The 20,213-nt window shown below is 47.0% G+C and carries 22 protein-coding genes and 1 other annotated feature; of the genes, 21 read left to right on the forward strand and 1 reads right to left on the reverse strand.

What is annotated here, in order from left to right:
• Position 1 precedes the first annotated feature (1 nt).
• Together disA and pssA are read left to right on the forward strand one after the other, a co-directional pair.
• Positions 2–1,078 (forward strand): DNA integrity scanning diadenylate cyclase DisA, encoded by a 1,077-nt coding sequence (gene disA / locus gpAD87_RS27805; RefSeq protein WP_063567410.1) that lies wholly within the window; start codon positions 2–4, stop codon positions 1,076–1,078.
• Between the two features lie 43 nt (positions 1,079–1,121).
• Positions 1,122–1,853: a CDP-diacylglycerol--serine O-phosphatidyltransferase gene (gene pssA, locus gpAD87_RS27810; protein ID WP_063567411.1), complete on the forward strand. Its 732-nt coding sequence runs from the start codon at positions 1,122–1,124 to the stop codon at positions 1,851–1,853.
• Positions 1,854–1,975: 122 nt separating this feature from the next.
• On the opposite strand, the gene gpAD87_RS27815 is transcribed toward pssA, so the two are convergent.
• Positions 1,976–2,371: a hypothetical protein gene (locus gpAD87_RS27815; RefSeq protein ID WP_024633611.1), complete on the reverse strand. Its 396-nt coding sequence runs from the start codon at positions 2,369–2,371 to the stop codon at positions 1,976–1,978.
• A gap of 174 nt (positions 2,372–2,545) precedes the next feature.
• On the opposite strand from gpAD87_RS27815, the gene gpAD87_RS27820 reads away from it, so the two are divergent.
• From gpAD87_RS27820 to rpoB, 19 genes are all read left to right on the forward strand, one after another.
• A complete protein-coding gene (locus gpAD87_RS27820) occupies positions 2,546–3,631 on the forward strand; it encodes a PIN/TRAM domain-containing protein (RefSeq protein WP_063567412.1) in 1,086 nt (361 codons plus the stop codon).
• A gap of 102 nt (positions 3,632–3,733) precedes the next feature.
• A complete protein-coding gene (gene ispD, locus gpAD87_RS27825; protein ID WP_063567413.1) occupies positions 3,734–4,426 on the forward strand; it encodes a 2-C-methyl-D-erythritol 4-phosphate cytidylyltransferase in 693 nt (230 codons plus the stop codon).
• Positions 4,423–4,899: a 2-C-methyl-D-erythritol 2,4-cyclodiphosphate synthase gene (ispF, locus tag gpAD87_RS27830; RefSeq protein ID WP_053779226.1), complete on the forward strand. Its 477-nt coding sequence runs from the start codon at positions 4,423–4,425 to the stop codon at positions 4,897–4,899. Before ispD ends, ispF begins: the two co-directional genes overlap by 4 nt.
• A gap of 33 nt (positions 4,900–4,932) precedes the next feature.
• A complete protein-coding gene (gltX, locus tag gpAD87_RS27835; RefSeq protein ID WP_064642087.1) occupies positions 4,933–6,396 on the forward strand; it encodes a glutamate--tRNA ligase in 1,464 nt (487 codons plus the stop codon).
• Between the two features lie 593 nt (positions 6,397–6,989).
• On the forward strand, positions 6,990–7,655 hold the full coding sequence (cysE, locus tag gpAD87_RS27845) for a serine O-acetyltransferase (RefSeq protein WP_063567438.1): 666 nt from the start codon (positions 6,990–6,992) through the stop codon (positions 7,653–7,655).
• A gap of 29 nt (positions 7,656–7,684) precedes the next feature.
• Positions 7,685–9,085 carry a cysteine--tRNA ligase gene (gene cysS, locus gpAD87_RS27850; RefSeq protein WP_064642091.1) on the forward strand — a complete coding sequence of 467 codons (1,401 nt, stop codon included), beginning with the start codon at positions 7,685–7,687 and terminating at the stop codon, positions 9,083–9,085.
• Positions 9,082–9,606 (forward strand): Mini-ribonuclease 3, encoded by a 525-nt coding sequence (locus tag gpAD87_RS27855; RefSeq protein WP_079697651.1) that lies wholly within the window; start codon positions 9,082–9,084, stop codon positions 9,604–9,606. Before cysS ends, gpAD87_RS27855 begins: the two co-directional genes overlap by 4 nt.
• An 86-nt stretch (positions 9,607–9,692) precedes the next feature.
• A complete protein-coding gene (gene rlmB, locus gpAD87_RS27860) occupies positions 9,693–10,439 on the forward strand; it encodes a 23S rRNA (guanosine(2251)-2'-O)-methyltransferase RlmB (protein WP_064642093.1) in 747 nt (248 codons plus the stop codon).
• A 5-nt stretch (positions 10,440–10,444) separates the two neighbouring features.
• Complete coding sequence (locus gpAD87_RS27865; protein WP_063567417.1) at positions 10,445–10,966, forward strand: NYN domain-containing protein; 522 nt, start codon at positions 10,445–10,447, stop codon at positions 10,964–10,966.
• A 171-nt stretch (positions 10,967–11,137) separates the two neighbouring features.
• Positions 11,138–11,782 (forward strand): RNA polymerase sporulation sigma factor SigH, encoded by a 645-nt coding sequence (gene sigH, locus gpAD87_RS27870; RefSeq protein WP_024633601.1) that lies wholly within the window; start codon positions 11,138–11,140, stop codon positions 11,780–11,782.
• 304 nt (positions 11,783–12,086) lie between these two features.
• Positions 12,087–12,236 (forward strand): 50S ribosomal protein L33, encoded by a 150-nt coding sequence (gene rpmG, locus gpAD87_RS31635; RefSeq protein ID WP_072735843.1) that lies wholly within the window; start codon positions 12,087–12,089, stop codon positions 12,234–12,236.
• A gap of 21 nt (positions 12,237–12,257) precedes the next feature.
• Complete coding sequence (gene secE, locus gpAD87_RS27875; RefSeq protein WP_053779219.1) at positions 12,258–12,449, forward strand: preprotein translocase subunit SecE; 192 nt, start codon at positions 12,258–12,260, stop codon at positions 12,447–12,449.
• A gap of 22 nt (positions 12,450–12,471) precedes the next feature.
• A complete protein-coding gene (nusG, locus tag gpAD87_RS27880) occupies positions 12,472–13,005 on the forward strand; it encodes a transcription termination/antitermination protein NusG (protein ID WP_024633599.1) in 534 nt (177 codons plus the stop codon).
• A gap of 68 nt (positions 13,006–13,073) precedes the next feature.
• A complete protein-coding gene (gene rplK, locus gpAD87_RS27885) occupies positions 13,074–13,499 on the forward strand; it encodes a 50S ribosomal protein L11 (RefSeq protein WP_024633598.1) in 426 nt (141 codons plus the stop codon).
• 95 nt (positions 13,500–13,594) lie between these two features.
• On the forward strand, positions 13,595–14,287 hold the full coding sequence (rplA, locus tag gpAD87_RS27890) for a 50S ribosomal protein L1 (protein WP_063567418.1): 693 nt from the start codon (positions 13,595–13,597) through the stop codon (positions 14,285–14,287).
• 67 nt (positions 14,288–14,354) lie between these two features.
• Positions 14,355–14,503, forward strand: a sequence feature (ribosomal protein L10 leader region).
• Positions 14,504–14,526: 23 nt separating this feature from the next.
• Positions 14,527–15,030: a 50S ribosomal protein L10 gene (gene rplJ / locus gpAD87_RS27895; RefSeq protein WP_063567419.1), complete on the forward strand. Its 504-nt coding sequence runs from the start codon at positions 14,527–14,529 to the stop codon at positions 15,028–15,030.
• 73 nt (positions 15,031–15,103) lie between these two features.
• Positions 15,104–15,466: a 50S ribosomal protein L7/L12 gene (gene rplL / locus gpAD87_RS27900; protein WP_024633595.1), complete on the forward strand. Its 363-nt coding sequence runs from the start codon at positions 15,104–15,106 to the stop codon at positions 15,464–15,466.
• Between the two features lie 96 nt (positions 15,467–15,562).
• On the forward strand, positions 15,563–16,180 hold the full coding sequence (locus tag gpAD87_RS27905; RefSeq protein WP_063567421.1) for a class I SAM-dependent methyltransferase: 618 nt from the start codon (positions 15,563–15,565) through the stop codon (positions 16,178–16,180).
• Between the two features lie 392 nt (positions 16,181–16,572).
• Complete coding sequence (rpoB, locus tag gpAD87_RS27910) at positions 16,573–20,118, forward strand: DNA-directed RNA polymerase subunit beta (RefSeq protein ID WP_063567422.1); 3,546 nt, start codon at positions 16,573–16,575, stop codon at positions 20,116–20,118.
• Positions 20,119–20,213 lie beyond the last annotated feature (95 nt).

Consider the following 20,213-nt stretch of genomic DNA (forward strand, 5'->3'; position numbering starts at 1 on the left):
GATGAAAGATTCGAGCCAACTGGATAATATGAACGAATTGTTAAGGCTGATTGCACCAGGTACACCTTTCCGCGAAGGTCTGGAGAACGTGCTGCGCGCCAAGACGGGTGCACTGCTGGTTGTAGGATACAGCCCTGAAGTAATGGAAGTAGTGGATGGGGGATTCTCGATTAACTGTGATTTCTCCCCGAACTATCTGTATGAACTCGCGAAGATGGACGGTGCCATTATCCTTAGCGAGGATTTAAAGCGTATCCTATATGCCAATACTCAGCTCATTCCTGACTCATCCATTTCTTCATCTGAGACGGGGATCCGTCACCGGACGGCTGAGCGTGTGGCGAAACAAACAGGCAAATTAGTCGTATCTATATCGCAGCGCCGGAATATTATCACCTTATACCAAGGAACACTACGGTATTCCCTCAAGGAAATCGGGGTTATTTTGACCAAGGCGAATCAAGCGATTCAAACCTTGGAGAAATACAAGGCTGTATTGACACAGTCCCTTACGAATCTGAGCGCCGCCGAGTTCGAGGAACTGGTAACGATTCCTGAGGTAGTCAATGTCATTCAGCGTACGGAAATGGTTATGCGCATCAAAACGGAAATCAAGCGTTACATTCATGAACTCGGCAACGAGGGACGTCTGATCTCCATGCAGATGGAGGAGCTCGTCGGTACAACAGAAGAGGAAGCCTGGTTGCTGTATAAGGACTATGCCCGTGATGACAGTGATGACAAGATTCGTGAGATTATCGTTGGTCTGAAAAGATTGTCGGACGATGAATTGCTGGATGCACATCATATTGTACGTCTTCTGGGATACCCTTCGTCAGCGGCTACGTCTGAAGATTCGGTTGCACCTCGGGGATATCGGGTATTAAATAAGATACCCCGCCTGCCGAATGTCATCATCCATAACCTGGTGGATCAATTCGAACAATTGCCTCATGTCATTATGGCTACAATAGAAGAGCTGGACGAAGTGGACGGGATCGGAGAGGTACGGGCCCGAACCATTAAGGAAGGTCTCAAGCGTTTGCAGGAGCAGATGTTTATTGACAGACAAATGTAAGGGTTTGCCTATAACGGCTTGAAAATAATGAGGTGAAACAACGATGTTAACCAGATTCATTCCGAATCTCTTTACCTTGGGTAATCTGTTTCTTGGAATGATGGCAATCCTGCTTGCAATTGATGGGAAGTATAGTTTGGCTGCCATTTTGGTCATTATTGCAATGTTGCTGGATGGCCTGGATGGCCGTGTCGCACGTGCACTTAATGCCCAGAGTGAGTTTGGCAAAGAGCTGGATTCTTTGTCTGATATGGTTTCATTTGGTGCAGCTCCAGCTCTAATTATATTCATGGTCTCGTTTCAGGACGCAACTCCGGTTCTCGCCTGGATCGCAACCGCAAGCTTTCCAATCTGTGGGGCTATCCGGTTAGCCCGGTTTAACGTTCGCCCCGGTATCCCCGGGTACTTCACAGGTTTGCCGATCCCAGCGGCTGGAGGGGTACTAGCAACACTATCCTTGTTTAATAAGGATATCGGTCCCGTGAGTATGATGATTGCGACCTTGCTGTTATCGTATCTGATGGTAAGTTCGCTGAAATATCCCAATTTCAAAAAGGTTGGTCTACCGCGTAAAGCGATCTGGATTGCGCCTTGGGTCATCGTCTTCGCGGTAGTGGTGGCTGTTATGTTTCCAGAACAATTGTCCAAATTGATCTTTATTCCACTTGTGTTATACGCTCTATATGGGATGAAGCATAATATGCGGACGGCAGCCTCGCGGAACCGAGCCAAAAAGCGTAAAGAAGAGAAGTCTTCCCGTCCTTCCGATCGCTAGGCATTCCATCATTTCGGGAAATAAAAAGAAAGCACGTACGCTCCTCAACAGGAGAATACGTGCTTATTTTTGTTTTTAAAATCTATACGTTAACTTAATCATTACAACGAAATACGTATTGTTTACGACAAATTGAACATCCCTAACGTCGAACATTTCTGTGACTCGTGATTTACGACCTCTTCCATGTTGATGTCCAGCAGATTGCAGAGAGCCGACATATAAAACAGGTTCCGCCCCAGTTCAGAGCTGATTACCTCTTTACAATTCTCGCACAATTCACCTTCCACATGCGTTTCCAGCAGGCCTTTTGATTGAGCAATATCGCTCTCCGGGGCATATTTCTGCTTGGTGGCGTGCAGCTCAATGCAGCCGCATTCGGTAATGGCCTTGGACACGGCACGGTTGACAGAGGCGCCGGCTTGTCCTGTTTTGGACAGTACATCAATCAGGCTGCGATGACGCAGCAACAGCTCGGAAACTTGATCCTGAAAAGCCTGTAAACTTAGCGTACTCATTTTGCTACTCACCTCGGGATATGAATTGAATTCATTATATGCCAATAATTTACCTTCTTTCAACTGACGATTGCAACATTTCCAAAAAGTTCTTCAAAAGCGGGATTAGCAATCTGAGAATTGGATCATACTGGATATAAAGATGAAGATATATTGAAGGAGGTGCAGGGACTTATGTGGAAAAAAGGCATTTTAACTTTTACAGGATTGTGCGGTGCATGGTTCGGCTACACGGCATATCATCTGGCAGGAAAATCCGTCCCTTGGATGGCTGAATGGATTCAATCAGCAGGATTATTGGGGGCTGGGGTATCAACCCTACTAGGTGCTGTATTGTTTATGTCCGTGTGTAACATTGGTGGAACATTAATGGCAACCAGACTACATAATAGTATTGATTCGTTGGCCAAAGTACCGATGAATGAATTGGCTGCGGGTGCGGCGGGTACAGTTGCAGGACTGCTGGTGGCCTTGCTGTTATATCCTTGTGTAGCATGGCTGGGGACGGCCGGAGAAGTGCTGCAAGTGGCACTGACGGTCGTAAGTAGCTATATAGGCTATATGCTTGCCATGGCGAAGAAAGACGATCTGGCGGCCTTTTGGATGTCAGGACGCTGGGGTCATCCTGAGGTGGATGAGGAAAGACGGCTAGAAGAGCACAAAATTTTGGATACCAGTGTAATTATCGATGGTCGCATCGCGGATATATGCAAAACCGGATTTATCGAGGGCACGATTGTAATCCCGGAATTCGTTCTGGAGGAATTGCAGCACATTGCAGATTCATCGGACTTGCTCAAACGGAACAGAGGACGGCGTGGGCTTGATATTCTGAATAAAATTCAGAAGGAATTGGACGTTAAAGTGCTCATCTACGAAGGTGATTTCGAGGAGATTTCGGAAGTGGACAGCAAGCTGGTCAAGCTCGCCAAGGTGCTTCAGGGTAAAGTTGTCACCAACGACTTCAACCTGAATAAGGTCTGTGAACTGCAAGGAGTATCCGTGCTAAACATCAATGACCTCGCCAATGCTGTTAAGCCGGTGGTATTGCCAGGTGAGGAGATTATGGTGCAAATTATCAAGGATGGTAAGGAACACGGTCAAGGTGTAGCCTATCTGGATGATGGCACCATGATCGTGGTGGAAGGCGGACGCGAGTATATCGGCATGATGATGGAAGTGCTGGTGACCAGTGTGCTGCAGACGTCAGCAGGACGAATGATTTTTGCCAAGCCGAAACTGTTGGAAAAAGCCCAATAAAGCGGTATGATGGGTAGTGTATCGTTTAACGATATTTAATATCGATAGTAGATATTTTGTATCTTAGGACGGTAAACTGACAGACAAGGCAGGGATTGCGGCATGGATAAAGGGTGGGGTGTTGTCATTGTGGCGGCAGGTCGGGGGACCCGGATGGGAACAACCGAGAGTAAGCAGTTTCTGCTGCTGCAGGACAAGCCCGTTTTCATACATACGCTTGAAGTGTTTACGGCTATGGACGAGGTCAGCGAAATGGTGCTGGTCACGGGAGCTGCCGATGTTGAACGCTGCCAGGATTGGGTAAAAGAATACCGACTGGAATCACGTGTCCGTGTCATCCCCGGAGGGAAAGAGAGACAACATTCGGTCCACGAAGGCCTTAAGGCACTAGGGACAGACTGGGTCCTCGTTCACGACGGGGTACGTCCTTTTATAAACCGTGAGCAGATTATGGGGTGTATGAAGGCCGCTATGTCGGGTGGAGCAGCTGTACTGGCCGTTCCAGTGAAGGATACGATCAAACAAGTAAATGCGGATGGAATCGTTACGGCGACGCCGGACCGCAGCAGTCTGTGGAGCATTCAAACCCCGCAGGCTTTTCGTCTTTCTTCCCTGCTGATTGCGTACGAATCGGCGGACCGGGACGGATTTCTAGGAACGGATGACGCAATGCTGGCTGAACGCCAGGGAATGTCGGTCAAGGTTGTGGAAGGCAGTTATAAGAACATCAAATTAACGACGCCGGAAGATTTGGAATACGCCGCGTTTTTGCTCAAGGGAGAGAAGAAGCGATGATACGTGTAGGACAGGGATTCGATGTACATCAACTGGTAGAGGGACGCCCATGCATTATTGGCGGGGTAACGATCCCTTATGAAAAAGGACTGCTGGGTCACTCGGACGCAGACGTGCTGCTGCATGCCATCAGTGATGCCATTCTTGGTGCGCTTGCACTTGGGGATATTGGCAAACACTTCCCGGATACGGATCCGGAGTTCAAAGATGCTGATAGCCTGAAACTGCTGGAGCATGTCTGGCAGTTGGTGAAGGATCGTGGATACCGTCTGGGGAACATTGATTCAACCATTATTGCACAGAAACCGAAGATGGCACCTTATGTTCCGCAGATGGCCGAAGTTATTGCCAAGGCACTTGAAGCGGATGTAACTCAGGTGAATGTCAAAGCGACAACAACAGAGCAACTCGGATTCCCCGGACGGGGAGAGGGTATAGCTGCCCAATCGGTTGTTTGCCTTGTTCGCGTGTGATATTATCAACCAATTAGAGACGGAGGGGATATTATGAGCACCGAAGTTCGCGTGCGCTACGCGCCGAGTCCAACGGGACACCTGCATATCGGGAACGCCCGTACGGCGCTGTTTAACTATTTGTATGCCAAACATAATAACGGCAAATTCATTATTCGTATTGAGGATACGGACGTGAAACGCAACATTGCCGGTGGTGAGGAAAGCCAGCTGAAATACCTGAAATGGCTCGGAATCGAGTGGGACGAAAGTATTGATGTCGGCGGCGAGTACGGACCATACCGTCAGACGGAACGTTTGGACATCTATCGTAAATATACGCAGGAGCTGCTGGATAAAGGTCTGGCTTACCGCTGCTATTGCACGGAAGAAGAGCTGGAGCAAGAACGTGAAGAACAGACAGCACGTGGAGAAACTCCGCGTTATTCGGGTAAACACCGTGATCTGACACCGGAGCAACAGAGTGCATTTGAAGCAGAAGGCCGTGTGGCGAGTATTCGTTTCCGTGTACCGGAAGAACGCATTTATACGTTTGATGATATGGTCAAAGGAACAATCTCATTCAATAGCAAGGAATCCGGCGACTTCGTTATTGTGAAAAAAGACGGCATTCCTACGTACAACTATGCAGTTGCTGTCGATGATCATTTGATGAAAATCTCCCACGTCCTGCGTGGGGAAGATCACATCTCTAACACACCGCGTCAACTGATGATTTATGAAGCGCTTGGCTGGGAGCCGCCGCAATTCGGTCATATGACGTTGATCGTGAATGAAAACCACAAAAAGCTGAGTAAACGTGACGAATCCGTTATTCAGTTTATTGAACAATATGATCAGCTCGGCTATCTGCCTGAGGCGATGTTTAACTTCATCTCCCTTCTTGGCTGGTCGCCTGAAGGAGAAGAAGAGATCTTCTCGCAGGAGCAGTTAATCTCCATTTTTGATACGAAGCGTCTGTCCAAGAGCCCGGCGGTATTTGATACCCACAAGCTGGCTCACTTGAACAACCACTACATCAAAAATGCTGAACCAGATCGCATTGCCGAAATGGCGATTCCACATCTGCAAAAAGCGGGACGTATTGCCGCTGAGCTCTCACCTGAACAAAAAGAATGGGCATATACGCTTGTTCATCTCTACCAAGAGCAAATGAATTCTGCCTCCGATATCGTGGAGTTGTCGGAAGTGTTCTTCCGTTCCCACCTGGAGCTGGAAAGTGAAGGGGCTGCTGTACTGGCTGAGGAGCATGTACCAACCGTTCTGAAGGCATTTGCTGATAAAGTACAGGCTAGCGACGAATTTACACCAAGCAAGATGGCTGCGCTGATCAAAGAAGTTCAGAAAGAGACCGGATTTAAGGGTAAACAGCTGTTTATGCCGATCCGTGTAGCTTTGACAGGACAGACTCATGGACGCGATCTGAACCAAACAATTGTACTGCTTGGCCGCGATACGGTCATTGATCGATTGCATGCTCAGGTAAAAGGCGCGTAAGTAACGCCCTTGTTTAGTCTACTTTGACTTAAGGATGGAACTTCGTTCCCACCGATATGAAGGAAGATTGTTGTCAGTCCATAACCTTTTCGCTATAATAGCAACACAAAGGTTAAATGGTATGATTTTATCATTCATCATAAAAACAGCAAAGACCGGGAGAAGTAGGCTGAACCGGACAGATTCAGAGAGGATGGTCCCGCAGTAAAGAACAAGATTCTTTGCTGAGGTGGCTGTGAGCCATCCGCTGTCCGTCAGTCGAAATGCACCCGTGAGCTGCATAGCCGAATCCGGCCCCGCCTCTCGTTATTTAGGAGAGAGGAAAACGTCAGGATAGGTTGTGACGGTTGGTTCCCGTTACGGAACTGTTGAGGGTTCATTCTTGTGCAAGGATATGAGGCAGCTATAACAGGTAGCCTAGTTCTTGTATGTTAAGGCATGAACCGAGCAGAGTGGGACCGCGATAAACGCCTCTGCAGCTTAAATAGCTGCAGGGGCGTTTTCTATTTAGGTCGAGTCAGAAGTACACTACCATGAGGGCCGCGCCATCCGGAAAGCCGGAGGACGAAGACCTGAACAAGAGGGGAACGAGCATGTTCAAGAAGATCAGATCAGATATCCAGGCGGTGTTTGAAAACGATCCGGCGGCCCGGGGATGGTTTGAGGTTGTATTTACCTACTCGGGGCTGCATGCGATATGGGCGCACCGGGTGGCACACTTTTTATACAAGCGGAGATGGTTTTCTTTCGCACGGTTCATTTCACAGGTCAGCCGCTTTATGACAGGTATCGAAATCCATCCCGGCGCTACGATTGGCAATCGGTTGTTTATTGACCATGGCATGGGCGTCGTAATTGGGGAAACGTGTGAAATTGGCGACGATGTTGTCATCTATCAGGGGGTCACACTTGGCGGAACGGGTAAAGAAAAAGGGAAGAGACATCCGACAATTGGCAATAATGTGGTTATCTCATCCGGAGCGAAGGTGCTAGGTTCCTTCAGCGTGGGGGATCAATGTAATATTGGTGCGAACTCGGTTGTGCTGAAGGAAGTCCCTTCGAATAGCACCGTTGTAGGCATACCGGGCAGAATCGTGAAGCAGGATGGCCGCCGGGTGGACCGTCTGAATCAGCAGCTTCCCGATCCGGTCATCGATTCCCTGCGCACTATGCAGCAAGAAATCGAACGATTACGTGAAGAAGTGCGTACTTTGCAGAGTACACGTGAAAGTGAGTTTTCCCGTGGTACAATAGAATAATGATGGAAACGGATGAAAGGAAAGTGACTATGACGCTTCAAATTTACAATACGATGAGTCGTACCAAAGAGAATTTTGTTCCTCAAGAGCCGGGGAAAGTGAAAATGTATGTGTGCGGGCCGACGGTATATGATTACATTCATATCGGGAATGCACGTCCAGTTATCTTTTTCGACACAGTTCGCGGATATTTGGAACAGACCGGACATGAGGTGAACTATGTCGTAAACTTCACGGATGTCGATGATAAGCTCATTCGTAAAGCTGAGCAGCTTGGCACGGATGTTCCTCATGTCGCAGAGAAGTTTATTGCAGCGTACTACGAGGATCTCGAAGGGCTGGGTATTCCGAAGGCAAGCAGTAATCCAAGAGTGACCGAAAACATGCCGCTTATTATTGATTTTATCCGTGAGCTGGTTGAAAAGGACTTCGCCTATGAAAATGGCGGTGACGTATATTATCGCACAGGCAAATTTGCGGAGTACGGCAAACTATCGAAGCAAAACCTTCAGGAATTACAGTTTGGAATTCGTATTGGTGTAGATGAGCGCAAAGAGCATCCAGAAGACTTTGTCCTCTGGAAAGCTGCGAAGCCGGGTGAGATTTTCTGGTCCAGTCCATGGGGCGATGGTCGTCCGGGCTGGCATATCGAGTGCTCTGCCATGGCACGGGAATACCTGGGGGATACGTTGGATATTCACGGCGGAGGACAGGATTTGCAGTTCCCGCACCATGAGTGCGAATGCGCTCAATCCGAGGTGTTGACTGGTAAACCACTGGCAAACTACTGGATGCATAACGGATTCATCCGTATTGATAACGAAAAAATGTCGAAATCACTCGGCAACGGTGTGCTTGTCAAAGACCTTCGCAATCAATATAAACGCGAAGCCATTCGTTATTTCATGTTGTCTACTCACTATCGCAATCCGTTGAACTTCACGGAAGATACGATGGAACAGGCACAGAATAGTGTGGACCGGATCGCAAATGCCGTAGGTAACCTTAATCATCGCTTGCAGGCTGTGAGCGTGGATCAGGCTGTGTCAGCTGAGTTTGCAGCGAGACTGGAGCAGATTCGTGAGCAGTATCATGAGAAAATGCAGGACGACTTCAATACGCCTGATGCGATTACGGCAATGTTTGAGTGGGCTGGGGAAGCTAACCAACTGTTGCAGCAAGATGTGGTAAACGCTGCGGACATTCGCGCTCTACTGGAATTGTTCAGTGAGTTGAATGCAGTTCTTCGTATCTATACCGAGGCTGAACCGGAGCTTTTGGACGAAGAAATCGAACGTCTAATTGTAGAACGTAACGAAGCACGCAAAACCAAAAACTGGGCGCGGGCTGATGAAATTCGGGATGAACTGTCTGCGCAGGGCATCTTGCTTGAGGATACGGCTCAAGGAATGAGATGGCGGCGCAAATGAGCGAGGAACAACTGAAAAAGTTGTCAGAATCCGTCGAGCATACCGAGCAACGAGATGAACAGCAGACAGATGAACAGTCTCTGAGCGTTGACCAGGGAGGATGGTTTCCTTATCCCCCCTCCCGGCCTGCACGGTTGATTCCTCCCATCGCTCTCGCCTACATTGGTGATGCGGTATATGAGGTAGCAGTACGGCAGTATCTGTTATCCAAAGCCAACATGCGTCCTAACCATCTGCACCGTAGTGCGACCGGTTTGGTATCGGCGAAGGCACAAAGCCGTATTCTCACAGGTATCGAGGCTGAGCTGACCGAGGAAGAGCGTGACATTGTCAGACAAGGTCGTAATGCCAAGTCTGGCAGTATTCCTAAAAACGCAGACGTTTTGGAGTATAGACATGCCACGGCTCTGGAGTGTCTGATCGGTTACCTGTATAGCAGTGGTCGGCATGATCGCATGATTGAACTGATTCGCCGGGGTATCGAGCATGCGGAACAACATTCGCAATCACCGACAAAATAATATAAATTACAACAAAGCCGCTTCTGTAGGGTGCGCCGATTAGGGTGCAGTAAATCACAGGGCGTTATAGAGAGGATCGAACAAAGATGGAAGAAGAATGGATCGCCGGTAAGCACTCCGTAACGGAGGCGCTGCGTTCAGGCCGGACCATTAATAAAATATGGATTGCAGATACAGCGCAAAAACATTTGACGCAGCCTATTATCACTGAAGCAAAAAAATTAGGTATTGTCATTCAGCACGTAGACAAGCGTAAACTGGATCAAACAGTGCCGGGCATTCAACACCAGGGTGTGGTGGCGCAAGCGGCTCCTTACGCTTATGTGGAGGTTGAAGACATTCTTGCTGCAGCGGCTGCTAAAAATGAACATCCATTTTTGATTTTGCTGGATGAGATCGAAGATCCACATAATCTTGGATCGATTTTGCGGACGGCCGACTGCACAGGTGCGCATGGTGTCATTGTACCTAAACGGCGTTCAGCTGCAGTTACAGTGACTGTATCCAAAACTTCAGCAGGTGCTGTTGAGTACGTGCCAGTGGCTCGTGTAAGCAATCTGGGTCAAACTATTGACCGTCTCAAGGAAGAGGGCGTATGGGTTGTAGGTACGGATGTTGCAGCTCAGGAGAGCGTGTTTGGTAACGGCGTCTTTACAGGCCCGGTAGCCCTCGTAATCGGAAACGAAAACAAGGGAATGGGACGACTCATTCGTGAGAAATGCGATGTGTTGATCAAATTGCCGATGCAAGGTCAGATTAATTCCCTGAATGCTTCCGTGGCAGCGGGTGTTGTCATGTATGAAGTGCTCCGCTCGCGCCAAGCGCAGGACTAGAAGATATGGCTGATTCCCGTGATGTGCTTCTTGTAGACGGGTACAACATGATTGGTGACTGGCCGGAGCTATCCAGATTGGCGGAGAGTGGATTGGAGGAGGCCCGCAACAGGCTTCTATCTCGACTAGCCGACTATCAGGCATTCTCCGGCTTGAGAGTCATTGTTGTTTTTGACGCCTACCTCGTGCCTGGACTCGGTAAATCCTTTACACAGAGCAAAGTGCAGATCTTTTTTACAAAGGAAAAAGAGACGGCAGACGAATGCATTGAGAGACTCGTTCGGGAACTAAGCACGCGAAGACGCCAAATCTATGTGGCTACAAGCGATATGGTAGAGCAGCATGTCATTTTTGGACAGGGAGCTCTGCGTGTATCCGCAAGGGAATTGCTGATCGAAGTAGAGCAGAACGAAAAAGAGTTACAGAAACGTCTGGAAGAAGATCAAGCTAAAGCAACGCGAAATACACTTGGCGGGAAGTTAAGTCCGGATGTTTTGAAGCAGTTTGAGCGGTGGCGCCGGGAATAACAGTACGATTTTACAAAAATTAGAATTTTGAAACTCTTGACAATTATGTTATTGATGTTCTTTTTTAGGCAGAGCGTGGTTGACGGTGTGAGGTACCATCATATATACTGATCCTATATTTCATAGAGTAGAGTAACGGGGTACCTTGCGTTGCAGCCGGAGGGATTGTCTGTGAGTGTCGACCTCAAAGATATCATGTTATCCAAGTATGATTACCAAAGTGACGAAGACATTGTCGAAGCGGTCCGTGAAGGTGAAAGCGAAGCGCTGGAGTTTTTGATTAACAAATATCGTAACTTTGTACGCGCCAAGGCAAGATCTTATTTTTTGATTGGGGCTGACCGGGAAGATATCATTCAAGAAGGAATGATTGGACTCTATAAATCCATTAGGGATTTCAAAGGGGACAAGCTCGCTTCTTTCAAAGCCTTCGCCGAGTTGTGTATTACACGACAGATTATTACGGCAATCAAGACAGCAACACGTCAGAAGCATATTCCGCTTAATTCTTATGTATCACTGGACAAACCTATTTATGACGAAGAGTCCGATCGTACGTTACTCGATGTGATTTGTGGAACACAGGTCAGCGATCCGGAAGAACTTATTATCAATCAGGAAGAGTTTGTGGGCCTGGAAGATAAGATGTCTGAGATTCTGAGTGATCTGGAACGTAAAGTATTGATGTTGTATCTGGACGGGAGATCTTATCAAGAGATTGCAGTGGATTTGGACAGGCATGTAAAGTCCATTGATAATGCACTTCAGCGCGTGAAGCGTAAACTTGAAAAGTACCTGGAAGTTCGAGATAATTGAACACATGTTGTCGTTGACGGAAAAGGCTCGGGGTTTGAGTCTTTTTTTGCTGCCTCAAGTTTATAAAGTTAAAGAATGATTATACTAGTAATCGCTTGGTCCATGCAGGAGAAGAGAAAAACAGAGATGAGAAACTGAATGTGTTTGATAGGAACTTTTTACCCATTGATGAAAGGCTATTCTTTCATTGACATGGTTATACCCTTATGATAAAGTGTTTTAGGTAGGCCTAAATTCGCGGCTTTTTTTTAGGATTAATTTAGAGACTCCGCTTGAATGTGGAAGTCTTCGGGAGGTGTACATCATGCGGGTAATTATTACTTTGGCTTGTACAAACTGCAAACAAAGAAATTACACTACGACAAAAAACAAGCGTAATCACCCCGACCGCATGGAGATGAAGAAATTTTGCAAGTTTTGTAACGAGCAGACTTCTCATCGCGAAACCAGATAGTTTTTTGGAGGTGTAGTCGGCGTGAAACGTAGTTTCAAATCTCTGATTTCCTTTTTCTCTGAAAGCTGGGCTGAACTTAAAAAAGTTCGCTGGCCTAATCGTAAAGAGCTGACCAACTACACATTGATCGTTCTTGGTACTGTTGTGGTTATGACGCTGTTTTTTTGGGTCATTGATATCGGCATCTCCGCTGTGATCGAAGCGATTATTTAAGAAGGGTCCCAGGTGGCTTGATATGGAAAAAAGATGGTACGTCGTTCATACCTATTCAGGGTATGAGAATAAGGTCAAAGCCAATTTGGAAAAACGCGTAGAGTCCATGGGCATGGAAGACAAGATTTTCCGCGTTCTTGTTCCTATGGAAGAAGAAGTGGTAAACAAAGACGGTAAGAAAAAAACCGTTATGCGTAAAGTTTACCCCGGATATGTCTTGGTGGAAATGGTCCAGACGGATGACTCTTGGTATGTTGTTCGCAACACACCAGGTGTTACGGGATTTGTCGGTTCGACAGGTTCCGGGTCCAAACCAACAGCCTTGCTGCCTGAAGAAGTGGAACAAATTCTGAAGCACATGGGCATGGTTGAGCCGAAGCCTAAAATTGAATTCGATATTAAGGAATCCGTACGTATTAAAGTTGGTCCTTTTGCGAATTTTGTGGGCTCCGTGGAAGAAATCTTGGTAGACAAAAGCAAGTTGAAAGTGCACGTGAACATGTTTGGACGGGAAACACCGCTTGAGTTGGAATACACGCAAGTGGAGAAGATATAGTCTCTTCAAGTTTCTTGTGGGAGGGCTGAGAGGCCCGTTAACCACTATTTTGCAAGGAGGTGTCAATCATGGCAAAAAAGGTAATCAAAATGGTAAAACTGCAAATTCCAGCAGGTAAAGCGAATCCAGCGCCGCCGGTAGGTCCAGCTTTGGGTCAAGCAGGTGTCAACATCATGGCATTCTGTAAAGAGTTCAACGCTCGTACAGCCGATCAAGCGGGATTGATTATTCCTGTTGAAATCACAGTATTCGAAGACCGTTCCTTTACTTTCATTACTAAAACTCCACCAGCAGCAGTTCTGTTGAAAGTGGCAGCTAAAGTAGAAAAAGGATCCGGCGAACCGAACAAGAAAAAAGTCGCTACCGTTAAACGTGATGCGGTACGTCAAATCGCGGAACAAAAAATGCCTGACCTGAATGCTGCTGACGTTGAGTCTGCAATGCGTATGGTCGAAGGTACTGCCCGCAGCATGGGTATCACCATCGAAGACTAATTTTTCATCTGAAACATGGCTTCGTAAAGCCGGCCGATTCGCGGCCGGTTGATGTGGGAGGTATATCCGCTAACACCACAAAGGAGGAATATAACATGGCTAAACACGGTAAAAAATACCTGGAAGCTGCTAAGCTGATTGACAGCGAAGCAACTTACGAGCCTTCAGAAGCTGTAGAGCTTGTGAAAAAGGCAGCCACTGCAAAATTTGATGAAACTATCGAAGCAGCAGTACGCTTGGGCGTTGACCCACGTAAACAAGACCAGGCAGTACGTGGTGTTGTTGTCTTGCCACACGGCACAGGTAAAACACAACGCGTATTGGTATTTGCAAAAGGTGACAAAGCGAAAGAAGCGGAAGCGGCTGGCGCGGACTATGTTGGTGATGCAGACATGATCAACAAAATCCAACAAGGCTGGTTCGAATTCGACGTCTGCGTAGCGACACCAGACATGATGAGTGAAGTAGGTAAATTGGGCCGACTGCTCGGCGGTAAAGGTCTGATGCCTAACCCTAAAGCCGGAACGGTAACTTTCGATGTATCCAAGGCTGTTCAAGAAATTAAAGCCGGTAAAATCGAATATCGTCTGGATCGTGCAGGTCAAATTCATGCACCGATCGGTAAAGCTTCTTTCTCGACAGAGCAATTGAATGAGAACCTTAAAGCTCTCATGGATGCTTTGACTCGTGCTAAACCGGCGGCAGCAAAAGGTGTTTATCTGAAGAATGTAAGTCTTTCTTCCACGATGGGCCCTGGCGCACGCGTGAACGCAGCATCTTTTAGATAATATCGCTTGACAGGCTTGTCCTGTTCTGATATTCTATAAAAGTTGTGAGTCCGAGTGACTGACCGTTGACATTTGAATATGCTTGCCGTAGACAGTAGGTGCCATTTTGGCTTAATTTCCTGCCGAGGTGTGATTATAGAACTTAGAACGATGAAAATCGGTTATGAGTATATATCAAGCCTTCGTGATTCTACGGAGGCTTTTCTTAATGGGATAAATTTGATCAGGAGGTGTACAGTTTGGCAAACGCAAAAGTGATTCAAGCAAAACAAGAGTCCGTTGATGCAGTAACAGCAAAATTGCGCGAGAGCGTTACTAGTGTTGTTGTTGACTATCGCGGTTTGAACGTTGCCCAAGTAACTGAGCTGCGTAAGCAGCTTCGTGAAGCCGGAATCGAATTCCAAGTGCTGAAAAACTCGTTGCTTCGCCGCGCAGCAGCTGCAGCAGAACTGACAGAACTTAACGAAGTACTGACAGGTCCTAGTGCAATTGCATTCAGCGTAGACGACGTAGTGGCTCCAGCCAAAATTCTGAACGACTTCGCGAAAAAGAACGATGCACTGGAATTGAAAGGTGCAGTTGTAGAAGGTCGCGTAATTGGAGTACAAGAAGTCAAAGCGTTGGCAGAATTGCCATCACGCGAAGGTCTCCTTTCCATGCTCCTCAGCGTGCTTCAAGCGCCAGTGCGCAACTTCGCGCTTGCGGTTAAAGCTGTTGCTGAAAAAGAAGAACAAGGCGCGTAAGCAACTTGATCTGAATGCTGCTTAGGCAGTGATGAAATACAAAAAAAATAATATTATATATGGAGGTTCAATCATGAGTAAAGAGCAAATCTTGGAAGCAATCAAAGGCATGACTGTACTGGAATTGAATGATCTCGTTAAAGCAATCGAAGAAGAATTCGGCGTAACTGCTGCAGCTCCAGTAGCTGTTGCAGGTGGCGGAGCTGCTGCAGCTGAAGCTGAGCAATCCGAGTTCGACGTAATCTTGACTAGCGCTGGTGCTTCCAAAATCAACGTTATCAAAGCAGTTCGCGAAATCACAGGTCTTGGCCTGAAAGAAGCGAAAGAAGTAGTTGACAATGCTCCAAAAGCATTGAAAGAAAAAGTTAGCAAAGAAGAAGCAGAAACGGTTAAAGCTAAGCTTGAAGAAGCAGGCGCTTCAATCGAAGTTAAATAATTTAGCTTTCATTAGCTAGATGAACAAAACAACAAACCCCTTGACTTATATCAAGGGGTTTGTTGCTGTAATTGTAAAAGGAAAGTGAGTGAGGACATGTCCAATCATTATTATTCGGACAAACCGCAGGTGGCACATGACAGACGGGCTACAGAAGCGGAGCTACGCGGATGGAAATTACGACTCGTTACGGATGCAGGGGTATTTTCCAAAAACGGAATCGATTACGGCAGCAGAGTGTTAATTGATGCTATAGAGTTGCCTGCTGGAGCTCATGTACTGGATGTGGGCTGCGGGTATGGACCTATTGGTCTTACAGCAGCTAAACTTGTACCGGATGGACATGTCACCATGATCGATATCAATGAGAGAGCGGTTGAGCTTTCCAGGGAAAATGCAAAAGCGAACGGCATAACGAATGTAACGGTTATGCAAAGCAATCTTCTGGCTGAAGTTAAAAAGGAAGACTTTGACGCGATTCTGACCAATCCTCCGATCCGTGCGGGTAAGGAAACCGTGCATACGATCTTTGAACAGGCATATCGTCATTTGAAGATGGGCGGAGCGTTATGGATTGTCATTCAGAAAAAGCAGGGAGCACCTTCGGCAAAAGCGAAGCTGGAATCTCTCTTTGGACGAGTGGAGGAAGTAACGAAGGATAAAGGCTACCGAATTTTCAAAGCGGTAAAATTGGAAGAGGCGCCTTTAGGCTAAATCCTAATTTGTAAAGTAAGCAGGGTGGCATTTTTTTTGCAATAGGACTATTGACTTGAAATTCAGGTCGTGGTATTATTGTAAAATGTCAGTATTAAAATGCCCTATTTGGCTTTAGCTAACTAAAAATGTCAACCTTTTTTACGCCGAACGGGCTTATTATGCCTACGTTTGGCGTATAATATGTACATTTTGGGCAAACTGGGGATAAGTATGATTTGGAAAGACATCCGCCGATCAAAGTTGCTCTTTTTTCGAACGACATTCGAGTAAGGGCTTTTCTTTATTTGTGGATGCATTGCTTTGCTCTGTATGTGTACCATTATAAGGTTACAAACAGAGGTTCGCAACGAAATTTTTAAAGTGAGTAGACATTGAGGGGTGAGTTTAAGTTGGCAGGACATCTTGTTCAATATGGTCGACGCACTCGGCGCAGTTATGCACGAATTAACGAGATACTCGAAGTTCCGAACCTGATTGAGATCCAACAAAAATCTTACGATTGGTTTTTGGAGGAAGGGTTGCGCGAAATGTTCCAAGATATCTCGCCGATCCAGGATTTTACAGGTAACTTAATTTTGGAATTTATCGATTACAGTCTCGGTGAACCGAAGTATACAGTAGACGACGCGAAAGAGCGTGACGTTACTTATGCAGCACCGCTTCGGGTCAAAGTCCGGCTCATTAATAAGGAAACCGGCGAAGTCAAAGAGCAGGAAGTATTCATGGGAGATTTCCCGCTGATGACCGACACCGGCACATTTATTATTAATGGTGCGGAACGGGTTATTGTCAGCCAGTTGGTTCGCTCTCCTAGCGTTTACTTCAGTACCAAAGTAGATAAAAACGCCAAAAAAACGTATACCGCTACAGTTATTCCTAACCGCGGCGCTTGGCTCGAACTGGAGATGGACGCGAAGGATGTTGTTTACGTCCGGATCGACCGCACACGTAAAATACCGGTGACGGTTCTCCTGCGTGCACTTGGTTTTGGCACAGACGCTGAGATTCTGGATCTGCTCGGTAATGACGAATATATTCGCAATACGCTGGACAAAGACAATACGGATTCCACGGAGAAAGCGCTGATTGAAATTTATGAGCGTCTTCGTCCGGGCGAGCCACCAACGCTGGATAATGCGAAAAGCTTGCTCGTAGCGCGTTTCTTTGATCCAAAACGTTATGACCTGGCTAATGTGGGTCGTTACAAAATCAACAAAAAGCTTCACATCAAGAACCGTTTGTTCAACCAACGTTTGGCTGAGTCTCTTGTGGACACCGAAACCGGTGAAATTATCGCTGAAGCAGGTCAAATGATAGACCGTCGTCTGTTGGATGAAATCATGCCGCAACTGGAGAAGAGTGTTGGTTTCCGCACATATCACGTCGCTAACGGCGTTTTGGATGCCAATGATATCCCGATGCAAACAATTGATGTATTTTCACCGATTGAGGATGGTAAGGTCGTTAAACTGATTGCCAATGCTAACATTGATAAATCAGTGAAGAACGTTACACCAGCTGATATCATTTCCTCCATCAGTTATTTCATTAACCTTCTGCATGGCATCGGAAGCACAGATGATATCGATCACCTGGGTAACCGTCGTCTCCGCTCGGTGGGTGAACTCTTGCAAAACCAATTCCGTATCGGTTTATCCCGTATGGAACGTGTGGTTCGTGAGAGAATGTCCATTCAGGATGCTAACGTAATCACGCCTCAGGCTTTGATTAACATACGTCCTGTTATCGCATCCATTAAAGAGTTCTTCGGTAGCTCCCAATTGTCGCAGTTTATGGATCAAACAAACCCACTGGGTGAGTTGACACATAAACGCCGTCTGTCCGCACTCGGACCGGGTGGTTTGACACGTGAGCGTGCCGGCATGGAAGTCCGTGACGTGCATCCATCCCACTATGGCCGGATGTGTCCAATCGAGACACCAGAGGGACCAAACATTGGTTTGATCAACTCCTTGTCGACATTTGCCCGTGTGAACGAATATGGATTCATTGAAGCACCTTATCGCTGGGTAGATCCGAAGACTGGTGTCGTAACCGAGCAAATCGATTACCTGACAGCAGACGAAGAGGACAACTATGTAATTGCTCAAGCGAATGCGAAGCTGAATGAAGACAGTACTTTTGCTGAAGAAGCGATCATTGTACGTTACAACAAACAGTCGGATAACATCCTTACGATGCCGAGTGAACGTGTTGACTACATGGACGTATCTCCTAAGCAAGTTGTATCTGTCGCTACAGCGCTCATTCCGTTCCTTGAGAACGATGACTCCAACCGTGCGCTCATGGGATCGAACATGCAGCGGCAAGCCGTTCCACTCTTGATTCCTAAAGCTCCGCTGGTCGGAACAGGTATGGAACATAAAGCCGCGAAAGATTCCGGTGTATGTATTGTCTCCAAATATGACGGGATTATTGAACGTTCTTCTGCGAATGAGATTTGGTTGCGTCGTATTGAAGAAGTTGATGGTCAAGAAGTCAAAGGCGATATCGTTAAATATAAATTACACAAATTTATGCGTTCGAACCAAGGAACATGCATTAACCAACGTCCGATTGTCAAAAGAGGTGCTGTTGTCAAAGCTGGCGACATCCTTGCAGACGGTCCTTCGACGGAAATGGGTGAATTGGCACTGGGACGTAACGTAGTGGTTGCCTTCATGACTTGGGAAGGTTACAACTACGAGGATGCGATCTTGCTCAGCGAAAAACTCGTTAAAGAAGATGTGTATACATCCATTCATATCGAGGAATATGAGTCTGAAGCACGTGATACTAAGCTCGGACCTGAAGAGATCACACGTGATATCCCGAACGTAGGGGAAGAAGCGCTGCGTAATCTGGATGAGCGTGGTATTATCCGTATCGGTGCTGAAATCAGTGCTGGTGACATTCTGGTTGGTAAAGTAACACCAAAAGGTGTAACGGAACTGACTGCAGAAGAACGTCTCCTGCATGCGATCTTCGGTGAGAAAGCGCGTGAAGTACGTGATACTTCCCTGCGTGTACCTCACGGTACTGACGGTATCGTAGTTGATGTAAAAGTCTTTACCCGTGAAAACGGTGATGAACTGCCTCCAGGTGTTAACCAACTCGTTCGTGTCTATATCGCTCAAAAACGGAAAATTTCCGAGGGTGATAAAATGGCCGGACGTCACGGTAACAAAGGGGTCGTGGCCCGTATCCTGCCGGAAGAAGATATGCCTTTCCTGCCGGACGGAACACCAGTTCAAATCGTTCTTAACCCGCTGGGCGTACCTTCCCGGATGAACATCGGTCAAGTGCTTGAAGTTCACTTGGGTATGGCAGCCATGCAGCTCGGTATTCACGTAGCTACTCCTGTATTCGACGGAGCGAAGGAGTATGACGTCTTCGATACGATGGAAGAAGCAGGTATGCAGCGAAATGGTAAAACCGTTCTGTACGACGGTCGTACGGGAGAAGAGTTCGAACGTGAAGTTACTGTGGGCGTCATGCATATGATCAAGCTGGCGCACATGGTTGACGATAAAATCCATGCTCGTTCCACAGGTCCTTACTCACTTGTTACGCAACAGCCATTGGGTGGTAAAGCCCAATTTGGTGGACAGCGTTTCGGGGAGATGGAAGTATGGGCGCTTGAGGCATACGGTGCTGCTTATACTCTGCAAGAAATCTTGACTGTTAAGTCCGATGATGTTGTAGGTCGGGTGAAAACGTATGAATCCATCGTCAAAGGCGAGAATGTTCCTGAACCAGGTGTTCCTGAATCATTCAAAGTATTGATCAAAGAGCTGCAAAGCTTGGGTATGGACGTTAAGATTTTGAGCGAAGATGAGCAAGAGATTGAAATGAAAGAAATGGACGATGAAGATGACGCTGCGAGCGATAAGCTCAGCCTCAACCTTGAGGGTACAGAGGTCGGAGCGGAGTAACCGCTTCGGGCGCATGATGACCGGCGTTTTTCATCAGGCTCGCGTCTTGCTCCGGCTTCGGCCGGAGGGGGCGTAACCTAGAATACAGGACTTGG

The organism is Paenibacillus sp. AD87, assembly GCF_001659845.1.
Taxonomy (GTDB): domain Bacteria; phylum Bacillota; class Bacilli; order Paenibacillales; family Paenibacillaceae; genus Paenibacillus; species Paenibacillus marchantiae.